The 24,759-nt window shown below is 63.8% G+C and carries 21 protein-coding genes, 1 tRNA gene and 1 pseudogene; 17 read left to right on the top strand and 6 right to left on the bottom strand.

Features of this window, described 5'->3' with window-relative positions:
- Nucleotides 1–217: 217 nt before the first annotated feature.
- Both M8009_RS01580 and M8009_RS01575 read right to left on the bottom strand, forming a co-directional pair.
- A complete protein-coding gene (locus M8009_RS01580; protein WP_250059015.1) occupies nucleotides 218–949 on the bottom strand; it encodes an LrgB family protein in 732 nt (243 codons plus the stop codon).
- Nucleotides 946–1,323, bottom strand: coding sequence for a CidA/LrgA family protein (locus M8009_RS01575; protein WP_250059014.1), 378 nt, complete (start codon nucleotides 1,321–1,323; stop codon nucleotides 946–948). The genes M8009_RS01580 and M8009_RS01575 overlap by 4 nt, the downstream gene beginning before the upstream one ends.
- A gap of 208 nt (nucleotides 1,324–1,531) precedes the next feature.
- On the opposite strand from M8009_RS01575, the gene M8009_RS01570 reads away from it, so the two are divergent.
- From M8009_RS01570 to M8009_RS01490, 17 genes and pseudogenes are all read left to right on the top strand, one after another.
- A tRNA-Pro gene (locus tag M8009_RS01570) sits at nucleotides 1,532–1,608 on the top strand.
- A 350-nt stretch (nucleotides 1,609–1,958) separates the two neighbouring features.
- A complete protein-coding gene (locus M8009_RS01565) occupies nucleotides 1,959–2,156 on the top strand; it encodes a hypothetical protein (protein WP_250059013.1) in 198 nt (65 codons plus the stop codon).
- 56 nt (nucleotides 2,157–2,212) lie between these two features.
- On the top strand, nucleotides 2,213–3,196 hold the full coding sequence (locus M8009_RS01560) for a sugar kinase (RefSeq protein WP_250059012.1): 984 nt from the start codon (nucleotides 2,213–2,215) through the stop codon (nucleotides 3,194–3,196).
- 34 nt (nucleotides 3,197–3,230) lie between these two features.
- Nucleotides 3,231–4,211, top strand: coding sequence for a 2-hydroxyacid dehydrogenase (locus M8009_RS01555; RefSeq protein WP_250059011.1), 981 nt, complete (start codon nucleotides 3,231–3,233; stop codon nucleotides 4,209–4,211).
- Nucleotides 4,208–4,297, top strand: a pseudogene (locus tag M8009_RS01550) (haloacid dehalogenase); the annotation flags it as partial. The gene M8009_RS01555 and the pseudogene M8009_RS01550, both read left to right, overlap by 4 nt.
- A 233-nt stretch (nucleotides 4,298–4,530) precedes the next feature.
- Nucleotides 4,531–5,028 carry a cupredoxin domain-containing protein gene (locus M8009_RS01545; protein ID WP_250059010.1) on the top strand — a complete coding sequence of 166 codons (498 nt, stop codon included), beginning with the start codon at nucleotides 4,531–4,533 and terminating at the stop codon, nucleotides 5,026–5,028.
- Between the two features lie 9 nt (nucleotides 5,029–5,037).
- Nucleotides 5,038–5,703: a response regulator transcription factor gene (locus M8009_RS01540; RefSeq protein WP_250059009.1), complete on the top strand. Its 666-nt coding sequence runs from the start codon at nucleotides 5,038–5,040 to the stop codon at nucleotides 5,701–5,703.
- Nucleotides 5,684–7,015, top strand: a complete 1,332-nt coding sequence (locus tag M8009_RS01535) for a sensor histidine kinase (protein WP_250059008.1) — start codon at nucleotides 5,684–5,686, stop codon at nucleotides 7,013–7,015. Before M8009_RS01540 ends, M8009_RS01535 begins: the two co-directional genes overlap by 20 nt.
- A 71-nt stretch (nucleotides 7,016–7,086) precedes the next feature.
- Nucleotides 7,087–8,898, top strand: coding sequence for a copper resistance system multicopper oxidase (locus M8009_RS01530; protein WP_250059007.1), 1,812 nt, complete (start codon nucleotides 7,087–7,089; stop codon nucleotides 8,896–8,898).
- Between the two features lie 9 nt (nucleotides 8,899–8,907).
- Complete coding sequence (locus M8009_RS01525) at nucleotides 8,908–9,678, top strand: copper resistance protein B (RefSeq protein ID WP_250059006.1); 771 nt, start codon at nucleotides 8,908–8,910, stop codon at nucleotides 9,676–9,678.
- A gap of 222 nt (nucleotides 9,679–9,900) precedes the next feature.
- Nucleotides 9,901–10,239 (top strand): cation transporter, encoded by a 339-nt coding sequence (locus tag M8009_RS01520; protein WP_250059005.1) that lies wholly within the window; start codon nucleotides 9,901–9,903, stop codon nucleotides 10,237–10,239.
- Between the two features lie 309 nt (nucleotides 10,240–10,548).
- On the top strand, nucleotides 10,549–10,761 hold the full coding sequence (locus M8009_RS01515) for a hypothetical protein (RefSeq protein WP_250059004.1): 213 nt from the start codon (nucleotides 10,549–10,551) through the stop codon (nucleotides 10,759–10,761).
- Between the two features lie 110 nt (nucleotides 10,762–10,871).
- The gene (locus M8009_RS01510) at nucleotides 10,872–12,236 is read left to right on the top strand and encodes an APC family permease (protein ID WP_250059003.1); all 1,365 of its coding nucleotides are present in this window, start codon (nucleotides 10,872–10,874) and stop codon (nucleotides 12,234–12,236) included.
- Nucleotides 12,233–14,551 (top strand): heavy metal translocating P-type ATPase, encoded by a 2,319-nt coding sequence (locus M8009_RS01505; protein ID WP_250059002.1) that lies wholly within the window; start codon nucleotides 12,233–12,235, stop codon nucleotides 14,549–14,551. The genes M8009_RS01510 and M8009_RS01505 overlap by 4 nt, the downstream gene beginning before the upstream one ends.
- A gap of 649 nt (nucleotides 14,552–15,200) precedes the next feature.
- Nucleotides 15,201–15,428, top strand: coding sequence for an SHOCT domain-containing protein (locus tag M8009_RS01500; RefSeq protein ID WP_250059001.1), 228 nt, complete (start codon nucleotides 15,201–15,203; stop codon nucleotides 15,426–15,428).
- The gene (locus tag M8009_RS01495; RefSeq protein WP_250059000.1) at nucleotides 15,425–16,027 is read left to right on the top strand and encodes a class I SAM-dependent methyltransferase; all 603 of its coding nucleotides are present in this window, start codon (nucleotides 15,425–15,427) and stop codon (nucleotides 16,025–16,027) included. Before M8009_RS01500 ends, M8009_RS01495 begins: the two co-directional genes overlap by 4 nt.
- Before the next feature lie 57 nt (nucleotides 16,028–16,084).
- On the top strand, nucleotides 16,085–16,579 hold the full coding sequence (locus M8009_RS01490; RefSeq protein ID WP_250058999.1) for a hypothetical protein: 495 nt from the start codon (nucleotides 16,085–16,087) through the stop codon (nucleotides 16,577–16,579).
- Nucleotides 16,580–16,791: 212 nt separating this feature from the next.
- Here the strand turns inward: M8009_RS01490 and M8009_RS01485 are convergent, their stop codons facing one another.
- From M8009_RS01485 to M8009_RS01470, 4 genes are all read right to left on the bottom strand, one after another.
- Nucleotides 16,792–17,646, bottom strand: a complete 855-nt coding sequence (locus M8009_RS01485) for a mechanosensitive ion channel family protein (RefSeq protein WP_250058998.1) — start codon at nucleotides 17,644–17,646, stop codon at nucleotides 16,792–16,794.
- A 92-nt stretch (nucleotides 17,647–17,738) separates the two neighbouring features.
- Complete coding sequence (locus M8009_RS01480) at nucleotides 17,739–18,788, bottom strand: calcium/sodium antiporter (RefSeq protein WP_250058997.1); 1,050 nt, start codon at nucleotides 18,786–18,788, stop codon at nucleotides 17,739–17,741.
- A 675-nt stretch (nucleotides 18,789–19,463) separates the two neighbouring features.
- Nucleotides 19,464–23,414 (bottom strand): eCIS core domain-containing protein, encoded by a 3,951-nt coding sequence (locus M8009_RS01475; RefSeq protein WP_250058996.1) that lies wholly within the window; start codon nucleotides 23,412–23,414, stop codon nucleotides 19,464–19,466.
- Between the two features lie 9 nt (nucleotides 23,415–23,423).
- Nucleotides 23,424–24,758, bottom strand: a complete 1,335-nt coding sequence (locus M8009_RS01470; RefSeq protein ID WP_250058995.1) for an eCIS core domain-containing protein — start codon at nucleotides 24,756–24,758, stop codon at nucleotides 23,424–23,426.
- Between the last annotated feature and the right edge of the window lies 1 nt (nucleotide 24,759).

Raw genomic sequence — 24,759 nt, 5'->3', positions numbered from 1 at the left:
CCATTGGTGGCGCGGCCGACGCCACGTGATGAAATGAGATGAGACGTCAGCAGATCTCTTCCCCGAGGCGCTGACGGAACTCCTTGAGCAGCCGAGTCGCCCTGTGGATCCGCGCACCCTGGGCATCGACCACCTCTTTCGCTAAGTCATGGATCGGTCAGACGATCTTGGCAGGTGATTATCCTGTAGCCCTGCTGCAACCCCCTTGACACCTGCCTCAGCCGAATCCGAAGAGCCGGGTCATCAGCGGCAGCAGGAAGGCGGTCAGCAGGCCCGTCAGCCCCATTGCCAGGCCGGAGAAGGCACCGGCCACGGCGCCCAGCCGAGCGAAGGCGTGGGCGGTACCGAAGCCATGGGCTGCCAGCCCCAGCGTGAAGCCCTGTACCACCGGGTCCTTGATCCGCAGTAGGCGAAAGATCCAGGGCCCCAGGGCGCAGCCGATCGAGCCGGTCAACAGCACCAGGCCGGCAGCCAGCGAGGGAATGCCGCCGATCTGCTCGGCGATGCCCATGGCGATCGGCGAGGTGACCGAGCGCGGTGCCAGTGACAGCAGCGTCTCGGTGCGCGCCCCGAGCAGCATGGCCAACCCCAGGGTGGACGCCACCGCCGTGACGATTCCCGCCCCGCAGGCCAGCAGCAGCGGCCAAAGCAGGCGACGCACCCGCTCACGATGGTCATAAAGAGGGATGGCCAGGGCCACCGTGGCCGGCCCCAGAAGGAAGTGGATGAACTGGGCCCCCTCGAAGTAGGTGCGGTAGTCCATGTCCACCACCAGCAGCAGGGTGATCAGCATGAAGATGGAGAGCGTGACCGGGTGCAACAGCGGGGTACCGCCCACGGCGCGGTTGATCCGCACCGCCAGGGCAAAGGCCAGCAGGGTCGCCAGCAGCGAGAGCAGCGGATTGCCCGAGAGATAGACCCACAGCTGGTCGAGGGTGGCAACGTTCATGCCCTGCCCCTCGGTCGATCATTGCGCCGGGCATGGCCTTGTTGCAGACGCTCCAGCACCCAGGCCGTCACGGCCAGGGTCACCGCCGTGGATGCCACCAGAGTCACCGCGATCGGCCAGAGGTCGGCACCAATCAACTCGAAGTGCACCATCAGACCCACCCCGGCAGGCACGAACAGCAGCGTCAGGTAGCGCAGCAGTCCCTCCCCGGTCAGGCGCAGGCTCGACGGTACCTTGCCGCGGATCATCAACGCTCCCAGCAGGATCACCATGCCGATCACCGGCCCCGGGATCGGCAGCGTGAGTCCCCGCGCCACCAGCTCGCCGGCAAACTGGCAGGCCAGCAGCATGCTCATTCCCATGATCAACGGCATCTCCGCCCTCCTCTCGCTGCTCCCCGGGGAGCAGCTTCTGGTTGCAGACAGTGTGACAGAAGCGGCGGAATTCGGGACCTCGCCGCGACAACCGGCCAAGCAATTGATACGGAAGCGCAAAAGGGACTTTTCATTTGCCCCGCGACGCGCTAGTATACGCCTCGTTCTCGGGACAAGGGCCGACGGCCTACTAACCCGAAAACATCATCGGAGCGTGGCGCAGCTTGGTAGCGCGTTGCAATGGGGTTGCAAAGGTCGCAGGTTCGAATCCTGTCGCTCCGACCAAAAAAATACAGTAAAAACGGCCACTTAGCTCACAGAGCAGGTGGCCGTTTTTCGTTGCGCCCGCCGTTTGGTGACATATAGGTGACACGCGTCGGAAACAGCCAGCAACGCTGAGCACCCTCACCTACCCATCCAGTCGCTCGCCCCCAGTATCATCTCCCCGTCGCCAGCTCTGTGTCTGCCCCCGACCACTTCACCCAACCTACTGACAAAACCGAAACGTCTCCACTGTACTCGTCTCCTCCTTGGTAGACTTAGGGTGCTAAGCTCCAAGGCCAGGCAATAGCCAGCCACAAGAAGCTGGCAGTCTGTCGCAGCAACACGCAGATCCGTGGGGGGGGGGGGGGCACATGGACGTTTTCGAGTTCAGGGACAAGCTGGCCGGGGATTACCGCGACTTCACTCGCTCTTTCATCCAGCCCAAGGCGGATGACATCAACGCCTTCCTGGACAGCGAATACGGAGGCGGCGACTACTGGCCCTCCCCACTCATCCAGATCAAACCCTCCTATCCGCGGTTCGACCCGACGTCCGCCGCCATGAGCTAGTCTCAGCTCCCGGCAATGACACGCCAGCCACTAGTCAACTGACTGCGAGGTACTCCATGCCCGCCCATGTTTCTCACGCCCCCGAGCTCCTCACCTTCGGCGAGGCCATGGCCATGTTCGTTGCCGAGAGCCCGGGCGAGTTGGCCGAGGTCGAACACTTTCAGCGTCGCATCGCCGGTGCCGACACCAACGTCGCCATCGGCCTGGCCCGCCTGGGCTTTCACGTCGGCTGGTTGAGCCGGGTCGGCGACGACGGCTTCGGCACCTTCATTCGTCGCACCCTGGAGGCCGAGGGACTGGACTGCCGGCATCTGAGCAGTGACCCCGACCACCCCACCGGCCTGCTGTTCAAGGAGCGCGCGCTGGCGGGGGTCGATCCCAGGGTCACCTACTTCCGTCGCGGCAGCGCCGCCAGCCACCTGGCCCCCGCCGATGCGGAGGCCGTCGACTTCCCGGCCTTGCGCCACCTGCACGCCACCGGCATCCCGCCCGCGCTCTCGCCCAGTGCCCGGGCGCTGTCGCGATATATGCTCACCCAAGCCCGCGAAGCCGGCGCCAGTGTTTCCTTCGACCCCAATCTGCGCCCCAGCCTGTGGCCGAGCGAGACCGAGATGCGCGACACCCTGAACGAACTGGCCACCCATAGCGACTGGGTGCTGCCCGGCCTGGCCGAGGGACGCCGGCTCACCGGCCGGGACAGCCCCGAGGCCATCGCCGACTTCTACCTGGAGCGCGGTGCCCACGCCGTCATCATCAAGCTGGGACCCGAGGGCAGCTTCTATCGCGGCATCCTGGGGGGCCGGCAGGAAAGCTTTACCCTGCCGGGCTTTGCAGTGGCCGAGGTGGTGGATACGGTAGGGGCCGGCGACGGCTTCGCGGTGGGCGTGGTCAGCGCCCTGCTCGATGGCCGCTCGCCCCGAGAAGCGGTCCGCCGCGGTAACCTGATCGGTTCGCTGGCGGTGCAGGTGGTGGGCGACATGGAGGGGCTACCCGGTCGCGCCCGTCTCACGGCGCTTGAAGCCGAGCTGCCGGCCCAATAGACACCCCGCCCTTCGCCTCAAAGGAGCCTGAACCATGAAGAAGCGCATCCTGGCCTATGGCCGCCTGAACGACGACCAGCTGGCCCAGCTTGGCCAGGACTTCGAGGTCCAGGCCTTTCCCGGCCTGGCTTCCGCCGACGACCCTGCCTTCCGGGCCGCGCTATCCGACGCCCACGGGCTGATCGGCGCCAGCCTGGCCATCACGCCCGAGCTGCTCGACGCCGCGCCCAAGCTCGAAGCCATCGCCACCATCTCGGTGGGCTACGACAACTACCCCGTCGAGGCGCTCACCCGTCGCGGCATCCTGCTGTGCAACACCCCGGACGTGCTCACCGAGACCACCGCCGACACCGGCTTCCTGCTGATCATGGCCGCCGCCCGGCGCGCCGTGGAGCTTGCCGAAATGGTCAAGCGCGGTGACTGGCAAGCCGGGATCGGTCCCGAGCACTTCGGCAGCGACGTGCACGGCAAGACCTTGGGGCTAATCGGCTTCGGGCGTATAGGCGCCGCCGTGGCCCGGCGCGGGGCCCTGGGCTTCGGCATGAAGGTGCGCTATGCCATGGCCTCACCCAAGCCGCTCCTGGAAGCCGAGCTGGGCGCCGAGCGCCGCGAACTCGACGAGCTGCTCGAAGAGTCTGACTTCGTGTGCGTCACCGTGCCCCTCACCGCCGAGACCGAGCACCTGATCGGCGAGCGAGAGTTTGCCCTGATGAAGCCGTCGGCGATCTTCGTCAACATCGCCCGCGGCAAGGTCGTCAACGAGGCGGCGCTCATCGAGGCGCTGGAGATGGGCCGCATCCGCGCCGCCGGCCTGGACGTCTTCGAGCAGGAGCCGCTGTCGCCGGAGTCGCCGCTACCGCACATGACCAACGTGGTGGCCCTGCCGCACATCGGCTCGGCGACCCATGAGACACGTACCGCCATGGCCCAGCGCGCCGTGGACAACCTCCTTCTGGCACTCAGGGGCGAGCACCCCATCAACCTGGTCAACGAGACCGCCCGGAGGCCTGCATGACCCCACCGCTTTGCCTGCTCTTCGATTCCGATGGCACCCTGGTCGACAGCGAGATCCTGCTCGCCGAGGTGATGGGCGACATCCTGAGGCACATCCCACTAGATCTCTGACTCGGCAGGCCGCACTGCAAGGGATTGGTGTAAAAACCCCGCCGAAATGGAATAGAAAAGGAACACCGAAAGCTGACGAGTCCGGGATGATTAATTACCCGGGACCCTAAATCTACGCGTAACCCAAGGGTCAAGGGGTTTCGAGTTCAGTCTCATTTCAGGTTCCTGCGGTATAACCAGGGTTCACCTGATACGATCCAAGAGGTTCCATGATGCACAAGTCACTGTTGGCCATGGCGCTTAGCCTGGCTACCGCTTCCGCCCTTGCCGCCGGTGAGCATGGCGGCTCGCACTCGGCCACGCCTGAGGCCGAGGTCGACCGCACCATTCAGATCGAAGCCGGCGACATGTGGTTCGACCGCGAGGAACTCAGCATCACCGCCGGAGAGACCGTACGCTTCGAGGTCGCCAATACCGGCAACCTGCAACACGAGTTCGTGATCGGCGATGCCGAGGCGCAGGAAGAGCATCGAGAGATGATGCAGGCGATGGGAAATAGTCATGGCGATGGGCACGATGGTCACGGCGGGCATGACATGGCGGAAGGCGCGCATGGCAGCCAGATGCCGTCCATTACCCTGGCGCCTGGCGAAACCACGGAGCTGATCTGGACCGCTCCCGCTGACGTGGATACGCTCGTCTATGCCTGCAACATCCCGGGCCATTACGAATCCGGGATGTTCGGGGAGATCAACCTGGGCGGGTGAGCCTGACGCATGAAACTCTTGCTGCTCGAAGATGACGACTTGCTGGCCGAGAGTCTCGCCGAATCCCTCAAGGACAACGGTTACCGGGTCGACCTGGCCACGTCCCTGAGAGCAGCCGAGGCGTTCACGGGCACCGAGACCTACGCGCTGGCGATCATGGACTTGGGCCTTCCCGATGGCTCAGGTCTCGACCTGCTCAAGCGGTGGCGCCAATCAGGCCGGGACCTGCCAGTGCTGATCCTGACGGCTCGGGATACCTGGGAAGACAAGGTCGTCGGGCTTGAAGGCGGCGCGGATGACTACTTGACCAAACCCTTCCATGAAGCCGAGCTCATCGCCCGGGTCAAGGCGCTGCTGCGCCGCAAGTCGGGGCGACTCTCCGGTGAGCTCACGCTGGGGGGCGTTTCCTTGGACGAGGCCAACCAATGCGTCCGGGTGGCCGATGGCTCCTGGCACCCCCTGACGGGAACCGAGTTCGTGCTGCTGCGCTACTTCATGCATCATCCGGGGCGGGTGCTCTCCAAGGAGCACCTCCTCAACCAGCTCTACGCCCTGGCGCAGGATGCCGCGGCGCCCAACCTCATCGAGGTCTACATCGCGCGGCTCCGCCGCTACTTGGGCAAGTCGAGCATCCAGACCCGTCGCGGCCAGGGCTATGTCTTCGTTGCGGATTGATCGTCGCAGCCTGCGCATCCGATTGCTGGCGTGGCTGTCGGGAATCGCCCTGCTAGTCACCGGGTTGACCTGGCTACTTCACGGCATCTTGCTCAACGACCTGGCTCGGGACTTCCTGGGGGAACGGCTTGAGCGCGAGGCCAATCACGCCATCGAGCAACTGCGCCGCGACCACCTGGCCACCGCCCGAGTCCTGGATTCTGCCAGCCGCGGTTTCGAGATTTTCCATCACCTCTATGTGCTGCGTCTGGGCGATGAGGTCTCGGCCTCTCATCCACGCTGGCAGGAGGCGCTGCTGTCACTGCTGGACAGTGACGAATCGCTGGTCGAGGTGCGCGAGGCAGGTCAGCATCTGCTGGTCTTTCGCCAGCCCTTCACCCTCGACAACGAACAGGGGGTACTGCTGATCGGGGAGGATTTCTCCCAGGTGGAGGCCGGCCTCCATCGTCTGCACTGGTGGGTCGGTGGCATCGCCGCCAGCCTGCTGCTATTGCTGGTGGTGCTCAACCTGCTGGCTGTCAGCCGCGGCATGGTGCCGCTATCACGGCTGCGCGACCAGCTCAGTGAGCTGCGAGCCGGTGAGCGCGATCGTCTCTCTCTGGACATCCCCTCGGAGCTCGACAGTCTGGTCGGCCAACTCAACCGCTTCATGGACGAGATCGATGGCCGCCTGCAACGCTCCCGGGATTCGGTCGCCAACCTCTCTCACGCCTTGAAAACGCCCCTGGCGGCGGTCATTCAGGTGCTGCGCGGCTCTCGCCCTATCGATGCCTCGCGTCGCCAACGTCTGGTGGAGCGCCTGGAGGACATTCACGCTCAGCTCGATGTCGAGCTTCGCCGCTCGCGCATCGCGGGTCCCAATGCCGGACGCCTTGCCGATCCCTGTCGGGAAGCCCACCGACTGATCGAGATGTTCTGCACCCTTTACCCGAACAAGCGTTTCATCTTGGAGATGTCTGAGGGCACTGGCCACTGCATCCCCATCGAGTCGCAGGACCTCTCGGAGATGATCGGTATCGTGCTGGACAACGCCGGCAAATGGGCGACCGAGGAGGTTCACTGCGAGATAGCCCTGGAGGATGGCCTTAGCCTGCGGGTCGAGGATGACGGCCCCGGAGTGGCAGATGATGATCTCGCCCGTCTTGGTGAGCGAGGGTGGCGCCTGGACGAGTCACGTTCCGGCTATGGATTGGGCCTTTCGATCCTGACCCAGCTCTTGAAACGCTATGCCGGGAAGGTCCAGTTCGGGCGCAGCCCCTTGGGCGGCCTGAGCGTGGAGATTCACGTGCCCTTCGCAAAGGAAGCGCCGTAACCTGGCATTTTCAGGCGTGATTCAGCTTGCCCCGTCATGCTGCCGCATTCAGACATCGACGGGAGTCACACATGGCACGTTCCAGCGTCACTACGCATCCACTGTCGCGACGACAGTTGCTCAAGGGTGGGGCCGCATTGGGCATCGGCTCGGCAGCCGCCCTTGGCCTGCGCCCTGCCTGGGCCAACCCTTGGGGCCAGACCAATGTCTATTCCAAGGGAGTCGAAGAGGGCCCCGAGGTGTCGCTGGCCATCCGCCGGGAGTCGATCCTGATCGACGGTAAGGAAGCGCGGCCAATCAGTATCAACGGTACCAGTCCTGGGCCGATGATCCGCCTCAAGGAAGGCCAGAATGCGGTGCTTAAGGTCACCAACCTGCTCGATGAGCCCACGTCCATCCACTGGCATGGCCTGATCCTGCCGCCCGAGATGGACGGCGTGCCAGGGGTGAGCTTCCCCGGCATCGCCCCGGGCGAGACCTTCACCTACCGGTTTCCGGTGCACCAGAACGGTACCTATTGGTATCACAGCCACTCCGGCCTCCAGGAGCAGCTTGGCCATGCCGGCCCGCTGATCATCGATGCCGCCGAGCGTGAGCCCTTTCGCTACGACCGCGAAAATGTGCTGCTGCTCACCGACTGGACCTATGAGGATCCGATGTCGGTGTTTCGCAACCTCAAGACCGCCGAGGGCTACTACAACTTTCAGGAGCGCACCATCGCCGACTACTTCGCCGACGTGCGTGAGAAGGGCTTTGCCGCCACCGCCGAGATGCGCGGCATGTGGGCGAAGATGCGCATGAGCTCGCGCGATATCGCCGACGTCACAGGAAGTACCTACACCTACCTGCTCAACGGCCAGTCGCCCGAGGAGAACTGGACGGCACTGTTCAAGGCCGGGGAGCGGGTTCGCCTGAGGGTGATCAACGGCTCGGCCATGTCCTACTTCGACGTGCGCATCCCGGGGCTCAAGATGACCGTGGTAGCCGCAGATGGCCAGCCGGTGCAGCCGGTGCCTGTCGACGAGTTTCGCATCGGCGTGGCCGAGACCTATGACGTCCTGGTGACCCCCGAGGACGACACCGCCTACACCATCTTCGCCGAGGCCATGGATCGCAGCGGCTACGCCCGGGCCACCCTGGCTCCCCGCGAGGGCATGGCCGCGGAGATTCCTGAACGTCGCCAGATCGCCGACCGTGGCATGGAAGCCATGGGGGCCCACGGCATGGGCGGCATGGACCACTCCGGGATGGGCGGCTCAGACATGCAGGGCATGGACCACAGCAACATGCAGGGCATGGATCATTCCGACATGAACGGCTCGGACATGGAGGGAATGGACCACGCCAACATGCGGGGCATGTCAGGTGAACAGAACAGGATGAACGCCAATGGCATGCTGGCGGCAGGGGCGGCGCAGCCAGGCTCTCGCTACAACCAGGCCGGTATCGGCATCGATTCTGACGCGCGCCGGGTGCTGGTCTATCGCGACCTCAAGGCCTTCACCCCCTGGCCGGACCGCCGTGAGCCGCAGCGTGAACTGGAGCTTCACCTCACCGGCAACATGGAACGCTACATGTGGTCGTTCGACGGCAAGAAGTTCAGCGAGGTAACGGGCCCCATCCACTTCGAGAAGGACGAGCGCCTGCGCCTGATCCTGATCAACGACACCATGATGGAGCACCCTGTTCACCTCCACGGCATGTGGATGGAGCTGGAAAACGGCCAGGGCGAGCTGATTCCCCGCAAGCACACCCTCAACGTCAAGCCCGGCGAGCGTGTCTCCGCGCTGATTACCGCCGACGCCGAGGGCAGCTGGGCCTTCCACTGCCACCTGCTCTACCACATGGATGCCGGCATGTTCCGGGTCGTCAAGGTTTCGTAAGGAGAAGGCATGAATAACAGAATCCCATTGACCGCCGCCGGTGTCCTGCTGGCCACGGCCACGCTCTCCGTCGCCCAGGCCCAGGACGGCTATGATGCCCCGGAGGGCTGGCCCGCCCCCATGGCCGAGCACAACATGGCCATGGCGCTGTTCGACCGACTCGAATACGCCGCGCCCGACAAGGGCCACGAGGAGCTGGTCTGGGACTTCCAGGCCTGGTTCGGCGGGGACGTCAACCGAGTCTACCTGAAGTCCGAGGGCGAGAACGTCCAGGGAGATGGCGAGGATGCCGAGTTCGAATCGCTGGAGCTGCTCTACAGCCGCCTCATCGCCGACTTCTGGGAGCTTCAGGGCGGCGTCGGCTACCAGGGCGGCGTCTTCTCCGACGACCACGCCGAACGCGGCTACGGGGTGATCGGCCTGCAGGGCGTCATGCCCTACGGCATCGAGACCGACGTGGCGCTACAGGTCAGCGACGAAGGCGACGTCTCGGCCAGTTTCGAGGGCGAGTACGACCTGCGCCTGACGCAACGCCTTTATTTGCAGCCGCGCACCGAGATTGCCGTGGCCGCCAGCGAGGTTGAAGAGTTTGGCGTGGGTGAGGGGCTCAACTCGGTGCGCGTCGGCATGCGTTTGGGTTACGAGGTGACCCGCCGCTTCGCCCCCTACGTCGGGACTTACTGGGAGAAGCAATATGGCGATACCGCTGACATCGCCCGCCATCATGGCGACCCCACCGAGGATACCGGCGTCGTCGCCGGCGCCAGGCTGATGTTCTGACCCGCTGACTCGTCTCGCCCACGACGCCACCACCCGGTGGCGTCGTCGTCTCTGGCGATCGGCGCATGGATTGATCCGGGTCAACCGCCTCGGCTACGCCGTTCAGCCAGGATTCAGATAGCGCCGCCACACTTGCACCTCTTCCTGCATCGCCACCACGGTGGCAGGCAGGATCGCAGCGACGATGACTGAATAACTACTAGCCGAGAATGGAGGTTGACCATGTCTCATCACGATCATCGCCCCGGCGTTTCGGAAGCGTCCCTGGTCACTCGCAAGCTGAAGGTAATGCCCGGCGCCGCAGTGCAGATCTCGGCGGCGGTGAGCGAGATCGACACGCTGTCAGGCCTCGACGGCGTGTCCTACGACCCTGGCCACCGCAAGCTCCACCTGGCCTACGATGCCAAGAAGTTGGGCATCGATGATATCGAGGCGATATTGGCCCGGCATGGCGTCGACATCAGTCCGGGACACTGGAACCGGATCAAGGAGGACTACTACCGCTTCATCGACCAGAACGTGAAGGACAATGCCAGGCAGAAACCCTGGAGCTGTCACTGATATCCACGAAGGCGAGTCGTTGAGCAGGAACGCGACATGACGCGTGTTCGCTGGCCGAGGCGATGGCTCTTGTGGCCGGAGTGGCATGTGGTCTTGTTCACGTTTCTGCTGAACGTGCCCTGGGAATTCCTGCAGGTGCCACTGTACCTGGGCATGCCCTCGATGCCGCACTGAGCCGCGGTAAATGCCTGCATGCAAGCGGCGGCCGGCGATGCGGTGATCGGTTTGGCTGCCTATTGGGGAGTAGTGCTATGGCGGCGGCACCGTGACTGACTTCGGCGCTATGGGCACAAGGAGTGCGTCGCCGTCGTGCTGACAGGGTTGATGATCACGGTGGGACTGGAGTGGCACGCCACCGTCATTGCCCAGCGCTGGGGCTACGCTCCGATGATGCCCACCCTGCCCTGGCTGGGGACCGGCCCCATGCCCCTGCTGCAGTGGCTGGTGCTCCCCCCGCTGATTCTGTGGATCGCCTCTCGCCACTTCATCGGCACCGCCGCCCTCATGAAAGGCGTCGATTGACCCTTGGGTAACACAAGGGTTCTAGGATGAAGAGAAACCGATTGCCCTTGGCAAACCGGACCCGGCATATCACTGCCCCCATCCCCCACCGTCGAAACGCAAGGAGATGCATGGACAGATCGCCGCAGTACCAGAAGAACAGCCTGTCCCTTGTCGGGGCCATCGCCCTGGGGACCGGGGTTATGATCGGCGCCGGCATATTCGCGCTGACTGGTCAGATGGCCGAGATGACCGGCGAGCTGTTTCCCCTGGCCTTCCTCTCGGCGGCCGTGATCGTCGGCTTCAGCGCCTACTCCTACGTCAAGATGTCCAACGCCTACCCGTCGGCCGGCGGCATCGGCATGTACCTGCAGAAGGCCTACGGGCCCACGCTGCCCACTGCCTTCCATGCGCTGCTGATGTATTTCTCCATGGTGATCGCCCAGAGCTTCCTGGCGAGAACCTTCGGCTCCTACACCCTGGAGTTGTTCGATGGCGGTAACCGGTCGCTCGTGGTGCCGTCGCTGGGTGTCGGCCTGCTGACCGCTGCCTTCCTGATCAACCTCTCCGCCAACAGGCTGATCCAGGGGGTAGCGTCGGTGTTAGGGGTCATCAAGATCGGAGGCATCATCCTGTTCGGCGTGGTGGGCGTGCTGGCCGCCGACACCATCGGTATCCGGGCAACGGCCGAGGCACCGGCGCCCAGCGTCCCCGGGTTCCTGGGGGCTACCGCGCTCGGCATCCTGGCCTTCAAGGGATTCACCACTATCACCAACAGCGGCGCCGAGATCCATGATCCGCACCGTAACGTCGGCCGGGCCATCATCGTCTCGATCGCCCTGTGCGTGGTGATCTACGCGCTGGTGGGCCTCGCCGTCGCCAGCAACCTGTCGCTGACGGAGATCATCACAACGCAGGATTACTCCCTGGCCGCGGCCGCTCGCCCCGCCCTGGGGGAAGCCGCTGTCTGGTTCACCGTGCTCCTCGCCATGCTGGCCACGGCAGGCGGCATCATCGCCAGCGTATTCGCGGTCTCACGCATGCTGGCGATGCTGACCGAGATGAAGCTGGTCCCCCATCGCCATTTCCACATGCCGGGCAGCATCCAGAAGCATACCCTGGTCTATACCATCGTCCTCGGCCTGCTGTTGACGGCGTTCTTCGACCTGAGTCGCATCGCCGCCCTGGGCATCATCTTCTACCTGGTGATGGATATCGCCATCCACTGGGGCGTGTTGCGCCATCTTCGGGATGCCGTGGCGGCACGCCCGGCAATCCTGCTGACCGCGATCGCTCTCGACCTGGTGGTGCTGGCGGGCTTCCTCTGGGTCAAGGCCACCACAGACCCGCTGGTGCTGTACGTTGCCGCCGCGGCGATGGTCGTCATCCTGCTTGCGGAGTACGCGTTCCTTTCCAGGCGCCCCGCGCAAGACGCCGACCACCATGCCCATTTGCATGATGCGAAGGGAAGCAGCAGCAAGGAGGAAGAAGAATGACCCAGGAACACGTCCATGAGGTGACGGATCCCGTCTGCGGGATGAAGGTCGATCCTCACAAAACCGAACACCGTGCCTCCCACTCGGGAAAGACCTGGTACTTCTGCTCGGCCAGGTGCCGGCAGAAGTTCGAAGGGGACCCTAACGCGTACCTGCAGGGCTACGACTCTCCCACCGAGCCGGCGCCGCCCGGCACGATCTACACCTGCCCGATGCACCCCGAGGTCCGCCAGGAAGGCCCAGGCGACTGCCCGATCTGCGGCATGGCACTGGAGCCCGAGACGATCTCCGCCGACACTGGGCCTTCCGAGGAGCTGAAGGACATGACACGGCGCTTCTGGATCGGGCTGGTCCTGGCGCTGCCGGTGCTGGTACTGGAGATGGGCGGCCATGTGTTTGGCCTCGATCACCTGATCGCCCCCCAGGTCTCGAACTGGATCCAGCTGCTGCTCGCCACCCCGGTGGTGGCCTGGGCCGGCTGGCCCTTCTTCGTGCGTGGCTGGCGCTCCATCGTGCGGCGCAGCCTCAACATGTTCACCCTGATCGCCATTGGCACCGGCGCGGCGCTGGTCTATAGCCTGCTGGCGACGATCGTACCGGGCATCTTCCCCGAGGCCTTTCGCCAGGCCGATGGCTCGGTGGCCGTCTACTTCGAGGCGGCGGCGGTGATCGTGGTGCTTGTGCTGCTCGGGCAGGTCCTGGAACTGCGTGCCCGGGAGAAGACCTCCGGGGCGATCCGCGCGCTGCTCGACCTGGCCCCGGCCACCGCTCGGCGCATTGACGACCAGGGGCAGGAGGAGGAGGTCTCCCTCGACCGGGTCCAGGTGGGCGATCGCCTACGCGTGCGCCCCGGCGACAAGGTGCCGCTGGATGGCGAGGTGCTGGAGGGGCGCTCCAACATCGACGAGTCGATGGTCACCGGCGAACCGCTGGCGGTGCGCAAGGAGGCCGGCGACGGAGTCATCGGCGGCAGCATCAACGGCCAGGGCTCGTTCATCATGCGTGCCGACAAGGTGGGTCGCGACACCATGCTGTCGCAGATCGTGCAGATGGTGGCCAGCGCCCAGCGCAGCCGCGCGCCCATCCAGGGGCTAGCCGACAGGGTCGCCGGCGTCTTCGTGCCGGCGGTGATCCTGGTCGCGGTCTTGGCCTTCATCGCCTGGTCGCTGTGGGGGCCGGCGCCGCCCATGGCCTTCGGCCTGATCGCCGCGGTCAGCGTGCTGATCATCGCCTGTCCCTGTGCGCTGGGGCTGGCGACGCCGATGTCGATCATGGTGGGGGTGGGCCGCGGCGCCCAGGCCGGGGTGCTGATCCGCGACGCCGAGGCGCTGGAGCGCCTGGAGAAGGTCGACACCGTGGTCGTCGACAAGACCGGCACCCTGACCGAAGGCAAGCCGCGGGTGACCGAGCTGGTCGCCGCGCAGGGCTTCGATGAGCAGGAAATGCTGCGCCTGGCCGCGGGAGTGGAGCGCGGCAGCGAGCATCCCCTGGCCCAGGCGATCGTCGACAAGGCCAAGGAAGATGGCATCGAGCTGACGGAGGCCGCTGATTTCGACGCCCCCAACGGCAAGGGCGTGGTGGGCCGAGTCGACGGCCGGCGCATCGCCCTGGGCAACCGCCTGCTGATGGAAAGCGAGAGCGTGGACCTGGCCGAGCAGGAAGACGAGGCCGAGCGGCTGCGCGGCGACGGCGCCACGGTAATCTTCGCCGCCGTGGACGGCCGCCTGGCGGGCCTGCTGGCGATCGCCGACCCGGTCAAGGAGACTACCGAGGCGGCCATTCGCGCCCTGCAGGCGGACGGTATCCGGGTGGTCATGCTCACCGGCGACAATCGCACCTCGGCCCAGGCCGTGGCGCGCCGGCTGGGGATCGACGAGGTGGAGGCCGAGGTGCTGCCCGAAGACAAGGGGCGCGTGGTGCAGCGCCTGCGTGACGAGGGGCGTGTGGTGGTGATGGCCGGCGACGGCGTCAACGACGCCCCCGCCCTGGCGACCGCCGACGTGGGCATCGCCATGGGCACGGGCACCGACGTGGCCATCGAGAGCGCCGGCGTGACCCTGTTGCGCGGTGACCTGACGGGCATCGTCGAGGCGCACCGGCTATCGCGGGCCACCATGCGCAACATCCGCCAGAATCTCTTCTTCGCCTTCGTCTACAACGCCGCGGGGGTGCCGATCGCCGCCGGCATCCTCTATCCCTTCACCGGCATGCTGCTGTCACCGATCATCGCCGCCGCGGCGATGTCGCTCTCCTCGGTCAGCGTAATCGCCAATGCCCTGCGCCTCAGGCTGGTGAAGCTAAAATCTCCTAACTGACGGCCTGCGACATCGCTAGCTTCTCCTTAGGGTGAGTCGACAGCTGCCCAGAAGCTGATGAGGCAATTGAGTGCCCCGTTGGCAACATCGCTACGGGGCCTACGCATTCGGAGTTCGGGATCTGATCAGAAACGACGGTTATCGTTGACACACCACGACGTTGGTTACGGCTGCTTTCGTGCCTGCCTGCTCCATCACATCGAAAGGAAGTCTTCGTTTTTTATATAGTGGCGTAGAACTATGCCTCAACAGGATACGTTTCACATCGATCTAATTCGGCCTAAGATATGAGTGTGAATTTATATGCGTGCATTTGTTCGGCACTCAAGGTGGTCGGGGAAGAAAACCGCCTGCGCATCCTATGTGAACTGGGACTTGAATGCTGCCCGGTGACGGACGTCATCAACACGAAGAGCTTGAGACAAATCAACGTCTCGTGCCACTTGGGCGTGCTACGCTAAGCGGGATTCGTCCTCGCTGAACGTCGCAGGCCGTTCATCTAATCCTGCCTTGCCGACACCGAGTTGCCTCGCATCCTGCACGACCTCTAGCAATAGCAGGACGCCCGACAGCTAGGAGAGCCCAATCCGCCCAGCCAATCGACCAAGTGCCATTCGGCGGGGGCAAGAATCCGAGAGGTGCTGTAATCATGTGGCCGCATGGACCGTTGGAATGGTTTCCGCTGATGTGGATATTTCCGCTGCTCTTCCTTGTCGTGATGCTGCTCTTCCTCTTTCGCGGACCGGGCCGACCGATGTGCGGCAGGCGCGGGATGCGCGACAGAGAGGAAAGCGCAAAAGAAATTCTCGACCGGCGTTACGCCCGCGGCGAGATCGGCCGGGAGGAGTACCAACGAATGAAGAAGGACCTCGAATGACGCCCCAAGACCGCTTATTCCCCTCTACTGTCATGCCGGACAGGGACTGGTGGCACGCCCTGTGGCCCGATCCTGATGGCGTCGTCAGGGCCTTGCGCATCGGGCAAGGGTTGACGGTCGTCGATCTGGGCTGTGGAGATGGTTATTTCACCGCCGCCATCGCTCGACGGCTGTCTTCAGGGCGCGTCATCGGTTTCGACCTCGATCCGGTGATGCTGGAGCAAGCGCAAGCGGCGTGTGAGGGGATGCCGAATTGCGACTGGCTGCTCGGAGACGCCATGGCGCTGAGCCGTCTGCTGAATGCGCCGGCAGACTATGTACTGATCGCCAACACCTTCCACGGTGCGCCGAACAAGACGGCGCTGGCTCGAGAGGTCGCTGCGGCTTTAAAGCCAAGCGGCCGCCTCTCCATCGTCAATTGGTATCCCCTACCCCGTGAAGAAACGACCGTTTTCGGCCAGCCACGAGGCCCCAAGACAGAAATGCGTATGTCGCCGGAACAAACCCGAACGGTGGTCGAGCCGGCGGGCTTCAAGCTGGAAATGCTGGTCGAACTGCCGCCCTACCATTACGGGGCAGTTTTCATCCTTACCCACTGATTCAAAAGTGAGCCATCGCCGACCAATCCCCACAAATCATTCTCCAGGAGATTCAACATGGAACCCAAAGATCAAGACACCAATGCAAGCAACGACTCGCAGTCCGAACACAGCGCTTCCAACCCGATGATGATGGGCATGATGAAGAAGATGATGGATCAGATGGGCTCGGGCGGCGAAGATCCCATGGCCATGATGCAGAAGATGATGGGGCAGATGGGAAGTCAGCCCAGCGGCGAGGCTAGTAACCCCATGCAGCAGATGATGGGAATGTGCATGGGCATGTGCTCAGAAATGCTGACGGCCATCCACAGGACCAATTCGATGGCCGTCTTTTCTACGCCCGAACTTCACACCCTGTTCGGCGAGTGGATGGAAAGCCTGGAACGTCAGGCGCTCGCGGCACTGGACGAACAAGTTGAAACAGATGCAGCTGCCCTGTCGACCAAGCTCAACATCAGCGAGGCAAGCGCAATCCATCTTATGGCGCACCTTGCCGGCAAGGGAAAGGTAAGTCTGAGCGTTCGCGCCACCGGAAAGGGTGAGCCTTGAACCCCGTTATCCTGGAGTCCGTTTTGACGTGCTGTCGGGGCACGTCCCGATGCACCGAACCTTATAGAACCACGCAGCATTGTGGTCTAACGGGCCGTTGAGCCCATCTACCGCAGAGGCTCAGTTTCTGTGACGGTAGGTGCACATCTCGAGGGATTGTGTGCAGATCCTGAAGATATACCCTGCGTCAACAGAAGCCTGAAGGTTTCTAGTCATGCCCCTGCTGAGGCGCTCGCCATATTGCGCAGGCGCCAGTAACGGCGCAGCACGGCATCGTTGATGGCCTGCTCCAGCTCGAAGGCGCTGGGTGTGGGGCAGAACAACGTGACCCCGACACGCTGTTTGCCGATGTCCGTGGTGGCAAGGGTCACGCGAGGGTGGGGCTCGGCGATATCGATGCCGGTGCGCTTCCTAATCAGGGAACTGTAGCGTTGGGCCAACTCGGTATGAGGGACATGCAATGTTGCTACTTCCTGCTCCAGTTCCGGCAGCACCGATCGCATGTCCACGTCGGGGTCCAGGACGACGCAAACTTCGAGATACACCCACTTCTTGAAGAAGTTCTGGTTCTGGATCGGGGTGGTCAGGAAAACGCTGTTGGGAACCACGATGGTCTTGCCTGAGTATTCGAAGCGTCCCACGGGACCGCCGATTTCCTGCAGGGTCGTTGCCAGCATGGTCTCATCGACCACCTGGCCGCGCAGGTTGCCAATCTCGATCCAGTCTCCGATCTCGAAAGGCTGGTTGACGACGCGGAGAACGGTACCCGACAGACAAAGGATCAGCTCCTTGGTGGCGATCACCAATGCTACGGCGAAGGCGGTGATGGACAACGCGAAGGCGTGTAGGGAAGGCAGCCAGATCAGCACCAGGCCGGCCAGGGCGAAGACCACGGTGGCGTTACGAATGCGGGCCAGCCACGCGCGGCGGGAATCGGACAGAATCTCTTTCCGGCCGCGTATGACGCGCACCGCGAGGATGCGCAACGTGACAAGAACAGCCACCAGCGCTACCGAACTCACCCCACGGTTGCTCAGCAGTTCCATCCAGTAGGAATCCTCAGGCATGGCGGTTTGGCTCTCCTCCTTGCAGATCAATGGTCAGACATGACCTTGGCATAGCGACGCTGCGGCGTCGATCGGCGGAACCGGCAGCGCCTTCAGCGTGTTCGGGGCCACCGCAGGTCACGGAACGCTAGCAGAGCCAGCGTCAGCGCTGTGATCGGTAATACGAAGTAAAGCATCGCCATGCCGAATCCGGGCAGGGCGTCGTGGCGTGCCGCCGCCAGGATCAGGTAGAGGGTATAGGCCACGTAGTAGCCGAAAAACACCCCGCCTTCCCAGCGACTGATCTGGCCGCCGGTAAAACAGATCGGCAGGCACGCAAGGGCCACCGCTATCATCACCGGCAGATCGAAACCGATCATGGCCGGCGAGAGGGCGATGCCCGTGGGGGCCAGGAGACCGGTGAGACCAAGCACGCCTAGTAAGTTGAACACATTGCTGCCTACCACGTTGCCCACGGCGATGTCGCGTTCACCTCGCAGGGCCGCGATGATCGAGGTCACCAACTCCGGCAGCGATGTGCCCGCGGCGATGATGGTCAGGCCGATCACCTGATCACTGACGCCCAGGTAGGCGGCGAAGACCACTGCGCCCTCGACAAACCAGCGCGAACCGAGCACCAACAGGCCCAGGCCACCCGCCACCAGCAGCAGGTCAATACCCCAGGGCGGTGAGGTCCCGGCGGGGGATTCAGGACTGGCGGCACGCTTGCCGTGACGCAGCAGGAAGGTCGTGTAGGCGACAAGACAGGATACCAGCACCAGACCGTCGAAGCGCCCGATGGCCTCGTCTAGCGCCATCAACAGCACCAGCCCCGAGAGGACGATCATAAGGGGGATGTCGAAGCGCACCAGTTGCTGAGCGACCGCCAGCGGCACGATCAGCGCCGAGAGGCCGAGGATGAACAAAACGTTGAACACGTTACTGCCCACCACGTTGCCCATGGCGAGACCGGCCTTGTCGTCGATGGCAGCCTTGAGGCTGACCGCTAGCTCCGGTGAGCTAGTGCCGAAAGCAACGACCGTCAGGCCGATGATCAGTGAAGAGATGCCCAGGCGGGCGGCAAGTCGGGAAGCCCCCCGGACCAGCCCCTCGGCTCCAACAATCAATAGCACTAGCCCAACCACGAAAGCGGCGATGGTCATGCCCGTATCCCCTTTGCAAAGAGTGAAGCGACTCGACGGCTGTATCGTCCGCTTCTCATCCTTGGCCGCCGTCGGTAGCCCCTTCCAGATACCATATCTTGGGTCATGCTCACCAACGCTGGCGAGCTGACCCTTCAACATCAAGCGAATCAGCTCACCAAGCGCTCTCCCGACTCTAACCATCCCTCCTGTCTTGCTCGTCACCACGCTCGCTTGACTGAGGGCGTCGAGATGCCGAAGTGCTCGGCTGTCTTGTTGATCGTCTCACTGTGCTCCCAGCGCCAAAGAGCAACAGCCCGATCATCGATCTGCTTCTCGCGCCCAAGCCGGCGCCCCTCTGCCCTCCCCTTTCGGCCTTTCCATTAACGAGACTACTACGCCGCTGCTGTCGACGCTTCTCCTGATACGCTTCCAGGCCAGCAAACAGCGCCTCGACCTCCTCGGCGTCCAGATAGCGACGCTTGGCTGCTTTCTCGGCCATGTCGTCGTCAGTCATGGCAGGCTTTTGCATTGGTTTGCAAAGGTCGAAGGTTCCAATCCTGTCGCTCCGACCAGAAACATCAAGAGAAATTGCCACTTACGGATCATGCCGAGTGGCGGTTTTTCGTTGTGCTCGCTTCTAGTTCAGACAAGGCACGCCTCCACCTGCCGCTCCCGGGGTCGCCGTCACCTCGTTCATTGGATCAGCGACAGCGATTCCTGCCGCAGTGTCCGCAAACTTGCCCCGACCCGCTCGTTCACCGCGCCCATCTTCGCGGCGGCCTGTTTTGAGCGGTTGATCGCCATGAACTCCTTCAGCTCGATCTGATAGGCATCCCGGATATGCCCGGCATGAGCCTCGATCTCGCCGGTGAAGCGCTTGCGGATACCGGCTTGAAGATCTGAGATCGCGCCTTCTCTCTGGGCTCGATCCTCCGGATCCGACAGCACCCAGGTCACCAGCTTTTCGCGCGCCTGGGTCAGGTCGACACCTTCGAGGATGCTGCCCCGAACCCCCGATTGCTGGGCCGTGACCTCGCGGTGAACCGGGCGGTAGAGCGCGACGGTGCCCGCCGTTTCGCGGTCGTAGCCAGCGACTCCCTTTCCCGGAAAGGCCGGACCAGACAAACCGGATAGGCGGGCCATCGCGTCCTTTGTGATCTGCTCCGTGGTCTTAGGCCGTGCCCTACTGGCAGATTCCGTCCCGGGCTCCGGCGGCGCTCCGGCATCCGCCTCGGCGGTATCGGCGCGAGCCTTGGCGCCCGCCGCTATCGCGTCCTCCAGCCCGCCGGAGAATGCAGGGGCGGAGAGGGTCAGATCGCGCGCCTTCTCGGCAAGCGTGGCCTCGACGACATGGTCGTATTCCAGGTAGTTGCCAACGCCCTTGGGCTTGGCCTTGTAGTTCGCGTACGCCCCCTCGAGCTTGGCGAAATCAGGCAGACCGCTGGCGGGATCGCCCTCCATGGGCAAGTCGGAGCCTTCCGCACCGTCCGTGCCGCGCTTGACGGTGGGCGCCTTGCCGGGCTCGAAACCGTATAGCGACTTGTTGAGATCGCCGAGCGCGCGTATTCCCTTGCGGATCTTGCCCCGGATCGCCTTCGTCGCTGCCGGATCGCTGCTGTAGAGCCCGGCGATGTTTTCCAGCTCCGCCTGCATCTCGGCATTGATCCCGGCGCGGAGCTTGGCAATCTTGTCGGCCGCCGTAGTCTCGGCGCTGGCATCCGAGATGATCTTGCCGTGATTGCGCCGGCCCGCGTCCTTCGCCGTCTTCTGCCGGTGCGCGGGGCGATAGATCGTGATCGCGGGCAGTTGCTGACCCGCCTTGCCGGTAACACGGGTGTCGATCTCGCCCAGCAGAGGATCGGGAATCGCCTTGCCGTCGCGCTGGCCCTCGGCGATCTCCTCGTTCATCCTGCCCTGAACGTAAGTCTGCACCTCGAAGCCGAGACTCTTTTCGGGAATGTGATCATTCTCGTAATAGTTCGACAGGCGCTGCTTTCCCTTGGGTCCCAGCCCCGCCTTTTCGGACACCGCATCAATGGATTGCGAGGTGATCTTGCCCCGATCCGCATACAAACCGGTATCGCCCTCGATCTCCGGCAGGCGAGGCTCGCGCGCGCGGATGATCGCGCCGTCCTGTGGCTCGTCCTCCAGGAACGGGTTGTCGGCGATGCAGGGTCCGAGCTTTGCCAGTTTTGCGCCCGCATCCTTCACCTCGGCATCGGCCTTGTCCCCGGTCCTCTTGGTCGAGCTCTTCTGCTGCTCGGGCTTGACCTTCGCCAGCGCGGTCTCCGCCTCGTCGATCTCGGTCTTGAAAGCCTTCACGAACGCGTTCACGCATTTGGAATCGTCGCCGAAATCGGCGGCCTTCCTGCCTTCGTTGTTCATCTCCGCCTGAACCTGGTCGGCAGGGCGCGGGTTGTCCGAGGCGATCTTGAGCGTGAACGTGTTGCCCTTCTTCTCGGGCTTCAGCTTGTGCGGCTCCTTGCCCACGACAAATCCCGCCTCAGGAAGCTTGCGCTTGCGGTTGATCTTTCCAAGGATCTTGGAGAACAGTTTTTTTGCCTTCTTGACCAAGAAGCTCACCATCTTGTTCATCGCCTTCTTCACCGGCGCCTGCAGCTTCTTGATGATGGTGCGGATCGTCTTTGTGATCCCCGTTACAGGGATCAGCGCCGCGACGAAGGCAAGGAAGACGGGAATGGCCCCCGCTATCGTCTTCTCGATAAAGCCGGCGGCGTCCTTGACCATTCCCTTGGCGATAGCGCCGATGGAGGAAAAGATCGAATTCGCGATCGCCATGATCTGATCGAGACGTTCGAGGAAGGTCTTGATCATGTTGTAGATCGACAGAGCGACCTTGACGATGGCACCCACCGGATTCGACAACCCGGCAATCCAGGAGACCGCGCCCATGACGATCGTGTTGATGACGAAGTCGCGGATTCCGTCAATGACCGTGGTCTTGAATCCCTCGATCATCTCCATCACCCGCTGCCAGATGCCCAGGAAGCCCTCCTTCACGAGGATCTTCACCACCTCCACGGACTTTTCGAGGAAGGCCACTTTCTTCTCACCGCCGCGGCCGAGGCGATTGACCAGCGTCTTGCGGAAATTGGCATAGGTCAGGCCAAGGATCTGCAGTGAGATGTTGATGATGCCCTTGAAGTCGAGCTTCGCGGGCAGTTCGATCTCCATCCCCTGAAGCGTTCCGAAGAGCCAGCCCATCAGGCCCTTCTTCAGATGTTGCCAGATATTGTTGCCGAACTGCTTGAAGCCGTTCACCACCGCGCGGACAAGATTCTTGGCGAAGCCCAGCGGATCGCTGAGGATCAGCGAGATCACGTCGCGGACCTTCTCGATCACGGCCCAGACCTTTTCGCCGTAAGGTCCGGCCAGCTTCAGCGCGCCACGGATGATGAATTCGAGGATCTTGTCCTTTATCTCGGAGATGAAGGTGATGATGTCGTCCACGAGCGGCTTGAAGATGCGCCTGGCGATCTTCAGCGGCGACCAGGCGGGCATCTCGTCGATGAAGTCCGAGACCAGCCCCTTTATCCGGCTCCAGGTGATGTCGAGTTCCGACAACCGCGTCGACACCCACTCGAAGGCCCTTTCCAGCGCGCGGGTTTCCTTCAGCCGCTCGAAGATCAGGTTGCCGCCCGGAAGAAGTCCCAGGAACCCGCCGATCAGGTTCTCGGCATTGCGTTCCACTCGGTTGCCGGTGATGGGGCTCTTGCCGAGGATTACCGTGAGCAGCGTGTAACCCGGCACATTGCGGGCAATCTTCTCGGCCTTGTCTGCGACCCAGCCACGCTGAAGGCTCGGATGGGTGTCCTCGCCCTCGATCTCTGGCCGCTCAGGGGCACGGACCGGCTCACGACGCGTCTGCTGCACGACATGAGTCAGTTCATGTGCCATCAGGCGGCGGTTATCGACGCTCTCGCCCTGGCCCATCCAGATATGATGGCGGTGGGTGAAGGCGCGGGCCCCGATCCGGTCCGCCGCGCGGCGATCGGAGGGCGCATCATGGATACGGACATCGGAGAAATCGACACCGAAACGCGGCTCCATGAAGCTGCGGACAGAGGCGGGCAGCGGGCCACCCGCCCCCGGCTGGGCAACCGCGCGCGTCACACTGGCAGGCGCGTCGCCACCCTGCGGTCCTACCGCCGCGGCCTCGCCCGGGGCCATCCGGGCCGCGCCTTCGGGATCGTCCGGCTCGCCTGACTCGATCTCGGCGAACTCGTCGTTCGCAAGCCCAGCGGTATCGACATCCTCGCCCGACGGGACATCCGGATCCTGGTGATCGGCGGGGATCGCGGGCTCGCTTTCGAAGGCGTCGGTGTCAGGCTGGCTCTCCTGATCCACCTTGGGGAAACGCCGCGCCTCGGCGGGCAGGCCGTCCTGAGCAGGCGGGGGCGCGGTATCGTGGCTGGGCGCGGACATCGTGACGATGCGTTCGGCCGTGGCCTCGGCCTCGTGTTCCATGGGATCGTTCGCGGCACCGACCTTCAGCGCGGGCTGGACCCGGGCTGCCTCCTGCCGGTGAACAACCGCCGGCGACGGACGACGCACCGGAACCCTGGAGGTCCTGGCGGGGCCTGCGGGCTTCTTCGTGCGGATGGTTGCGCTTACGTCGCCCATTGCCGCGCCTCACGGGTCTACATTGATCGTCTTGGTGTTGCTGCGCGTCCCATGGTTCACCGCAACCAGATCCACATCCTTGGACCAGAAGAGGTTGGTGTTCACGGCCTCGGGAACCTCGAACTCGACATTGACCCAAGAGGCACTCCGGTCGAATTCCCACCGGTCGTAGGACGCAATGTCGACCCCACCCATCTCGATATGGTGGTTTGAGTCTTGCTTCAGGCCGAACTGGAAGCCGCGCAGGTTCATCGTGTCACCCACGTCGAGTTGCGTCGGGCTGGCTTCCAAGATCCATGGGCTGTAGAAACCGCAAGTCTCGGTCGAGGTTTCGGCCAGCACCTCGTCGAGGTTGTCCTCGACCATGTCGCAAGTGTGGAACAGCTCGTGCAGCAGCGTCGAGGCGATTTCCCAGTGGCTGATATCGTAGGCGTAGTCGTTATAGGCCACGACATGGGGATCTGCGGCGACGCTGCGGATATCGCTGAGACCGAAACGCTCGCTGTGATCGTCGAGGTAGTAGACCGTGGCGGCATTGAAGGTGTCACGCGCCGAAGTGGCGACGCCACCCGTGCAATTGTCCTCGAAGAAATCTCTGCAACGTCTTGCATTCAAAGCGTTGTCGATCAGGTCCAGGGCGGCGTTGACCCGGGCGTGATGCACGGCGGGAACCGCCTTGTAGTCGCCGGTGCCGTCAGATGCCGCAAGTGTCGCGCGCCGGACAGCGCGGCGTGCCTGGCGTTCGGCCTGCGCGACATGGGCAAGTTCGTGCGCCATGAGCGGTGCGCCGCCCTTCTCTCGCTCGCCCTTGGCAAAGGCGATGTCCCTGCCATAGGAGAAGGCCCTCGCGCCGATGGCGGTCGCGGCCCTGTCGGCGGCGGCGCCATCGTGGACGCGGATACCCGAGAGATCCCTGCCAAAGCGCGGTTCGAAGAACGCGCGCGACACGGGCGACAAGGGATCTCCCGCCCCCAGGGATCGAATCGCGTGGCTGGCCGCCGGCCCGGCTGGCGCGGTCGCGCGGCCGGACGCGATGGCGGCGCCGGGGGCGGCACTGCGCTTTGCCTTCTCCTTGTCCTCGGCCTCGCATTCGGCACATTTCCGACGCACTGATGGCGCGGACGCAGGAGAGGAGAGAACCGGCCCCCCTTCCAAGGCCTGCGCGGCCATCCGGTCGGCGACCTTCTCCGCCGGATCCTGGATACCGCCGATCCGTATGTCGCCCTCAACCTGCGCGCCCTTCTTGGCCTCCGTTCGCGCGGCCGCGGTTCCGGGCGCGGCATGACGGCGGGGCTTTCCGGCACCGGAACGCCGAGCGATGCGTCTGCGCAGTCTGGTCTTCATG

This window comes from Halomonas gemina, from assembly GCF_023554995.1.
In the GTDB taxonomy this organism is placed as follows: domain Bacteria; phylum Pseudomonadota; class Gammaproteobacteria; order Pseudomonadales; family Halomonadaceae; genus Halomonas; species Halomonas gemina.
This window is presented reverse-complemented; position numbering and strand designations above follow the sequence as displayed.

Excerpts from the sequence above, each read along its gene's own strand:
- M8009_RS01475 (WP_250058996.1), bottom strand. The coding sequence starts at position 23,414 with ATGGGCGACGTAAGCGCAACCATCCGCACGAAGAAGCCCGCAGGCCCC.
- M8009_RS01575 (WP_250059014.1), bottom strand. The coding sequence starts at position 1,323 with ATGCCGTTGATCATGGGAATGAGCATGCTGCTGGCCTGCCAGTTTGCC.
- M8009_RS01480 (WP_250058997.1), bottom strand. The coding sequence starts at position 18,788 with ATGACCATCGCCGCTTTCGTGGTTGGGCTAGTGCTATTGATTGTTGGA.
- M8009_RS01565 (WP_250059013.1), top strand. The coding sequence starts at position 1,959 with ATGGACGTTTTCGAGTTCAGGGACAAGCTGGCCGGGGATTACCGCGAC.
- M8009_RS01540 (WP_250059009.1), top strand. The coding sequence starts at position 5,038 with ATGAAACTCTTGCTGCTCGAAGATGACGACTTGCTGGCCGAGAGTCTC.
- M8009_RS01495 (WP_250059000.1), top strand. The coding sequence starts at position 15,425 with ATGACGCCCCAAGACCGCTTATTCCCCTCTACTGTCATGCCGGACAGG.
- M8009_RS01500 (WP_250059001.1), top strand. The coding sequence starts at position 15,201 with ATGTGGCCGCATGGACCGTTGGAATGGTTTCCGCTGATGTGGATATTT.
- M8009_RS01580 (WP_250059015.1), bottom strand. The coding sequence starts at position 949 with ATGAACGTTGCCACCCTCGACCAGCTGTGGGTCTATCTCTCGGGCAAT.
- M8009_RS01490 (WP_250058999.1), top strand. The coding sequence starts at position 16,085 with ATGGAACCCAAAGATCAAGACACCAATGCAAGCAACGACTCGCAGTCC.
- M8009_RS01470 (WP_250058995.1), bottom strand. The coding sequence starts at position 24,758 with ATGAAGACCAGACTGCGCAGACGCATCGCTCGGCGTTCCGGTGCCGGA.
- M8009_RS01510 (WP_250059003.1), top strand. The coding sequence starts at position 10,872 with ATGGACAGATCGCCGCAGTACCAGAAGAACAGCCTGTCCCTTGTCGGG.
- M8009_RS01520 (WP_250059005.1), top strand. The coding sequence starts at position 9,901 with ATGTCTCATCACGATCATCGCCCCGGCGTTTCGGAAGCGTCCCTGGTC.
- M8009_RS01525 (WP_250059006.1), top strand. The coding sequence starts at position 8,908 with ATGAATAACAGAATCCCATTGACCGCCGCCGGTGTCCTGCTGGCCACG.
- M8009_RS01560 (WP_250059012.1), top strand. The coding sequence starts at position 2,213 with ATGCCCGCCCATGTTTCTCACGCCCCCGAGCTCCTCACCTTCGGCGAG.
- M8009_RS01555 (WP_250059011.1), top strand. The coding sequence starts at position 3,231 with ATGAAGAAGCGCATCCTGGCCTATGGCCGCCTGAACGACGACCAGCTG.
- M8009_RS01505 (WP_250059002.1), top strand. The coding sequence starts at position 12,233 with ATGACCCAGGAACACGTCCATGAGGTGACGGATCCCGTCTGCGGGATG.
- M8009_RS01545 (WP_250059010.1), top strand. The coding sequence starts at position 4,531 with ATGATGCACAAGTCACTGTTGGCCATGGCGCTTAGCCTGGCTACCGCT.
- M8009_RS01535 (WP_250059008.1), top strand. The coding sequence starts at position 5,684 with ATGTCTTCGTTGCGGATTGATCGTCGCAGCCTGCGCATCCGATTGCTG.
- M8009_RS01530 (WP_250059007.1), top strand. The coding sequence starts at position 7,087 with ATGGCACGTTCCAGCGTCACTACGCATCCACTGTCGCGACGACAGTTG.
- M8009_RS01485 (WP_250058998.1), bottom strand. The coding sequence starts at position 17,646 with ATGCCTGAGGATTCCTACTGGATGGAACTGCTGAGCAACCGTGGGGTG.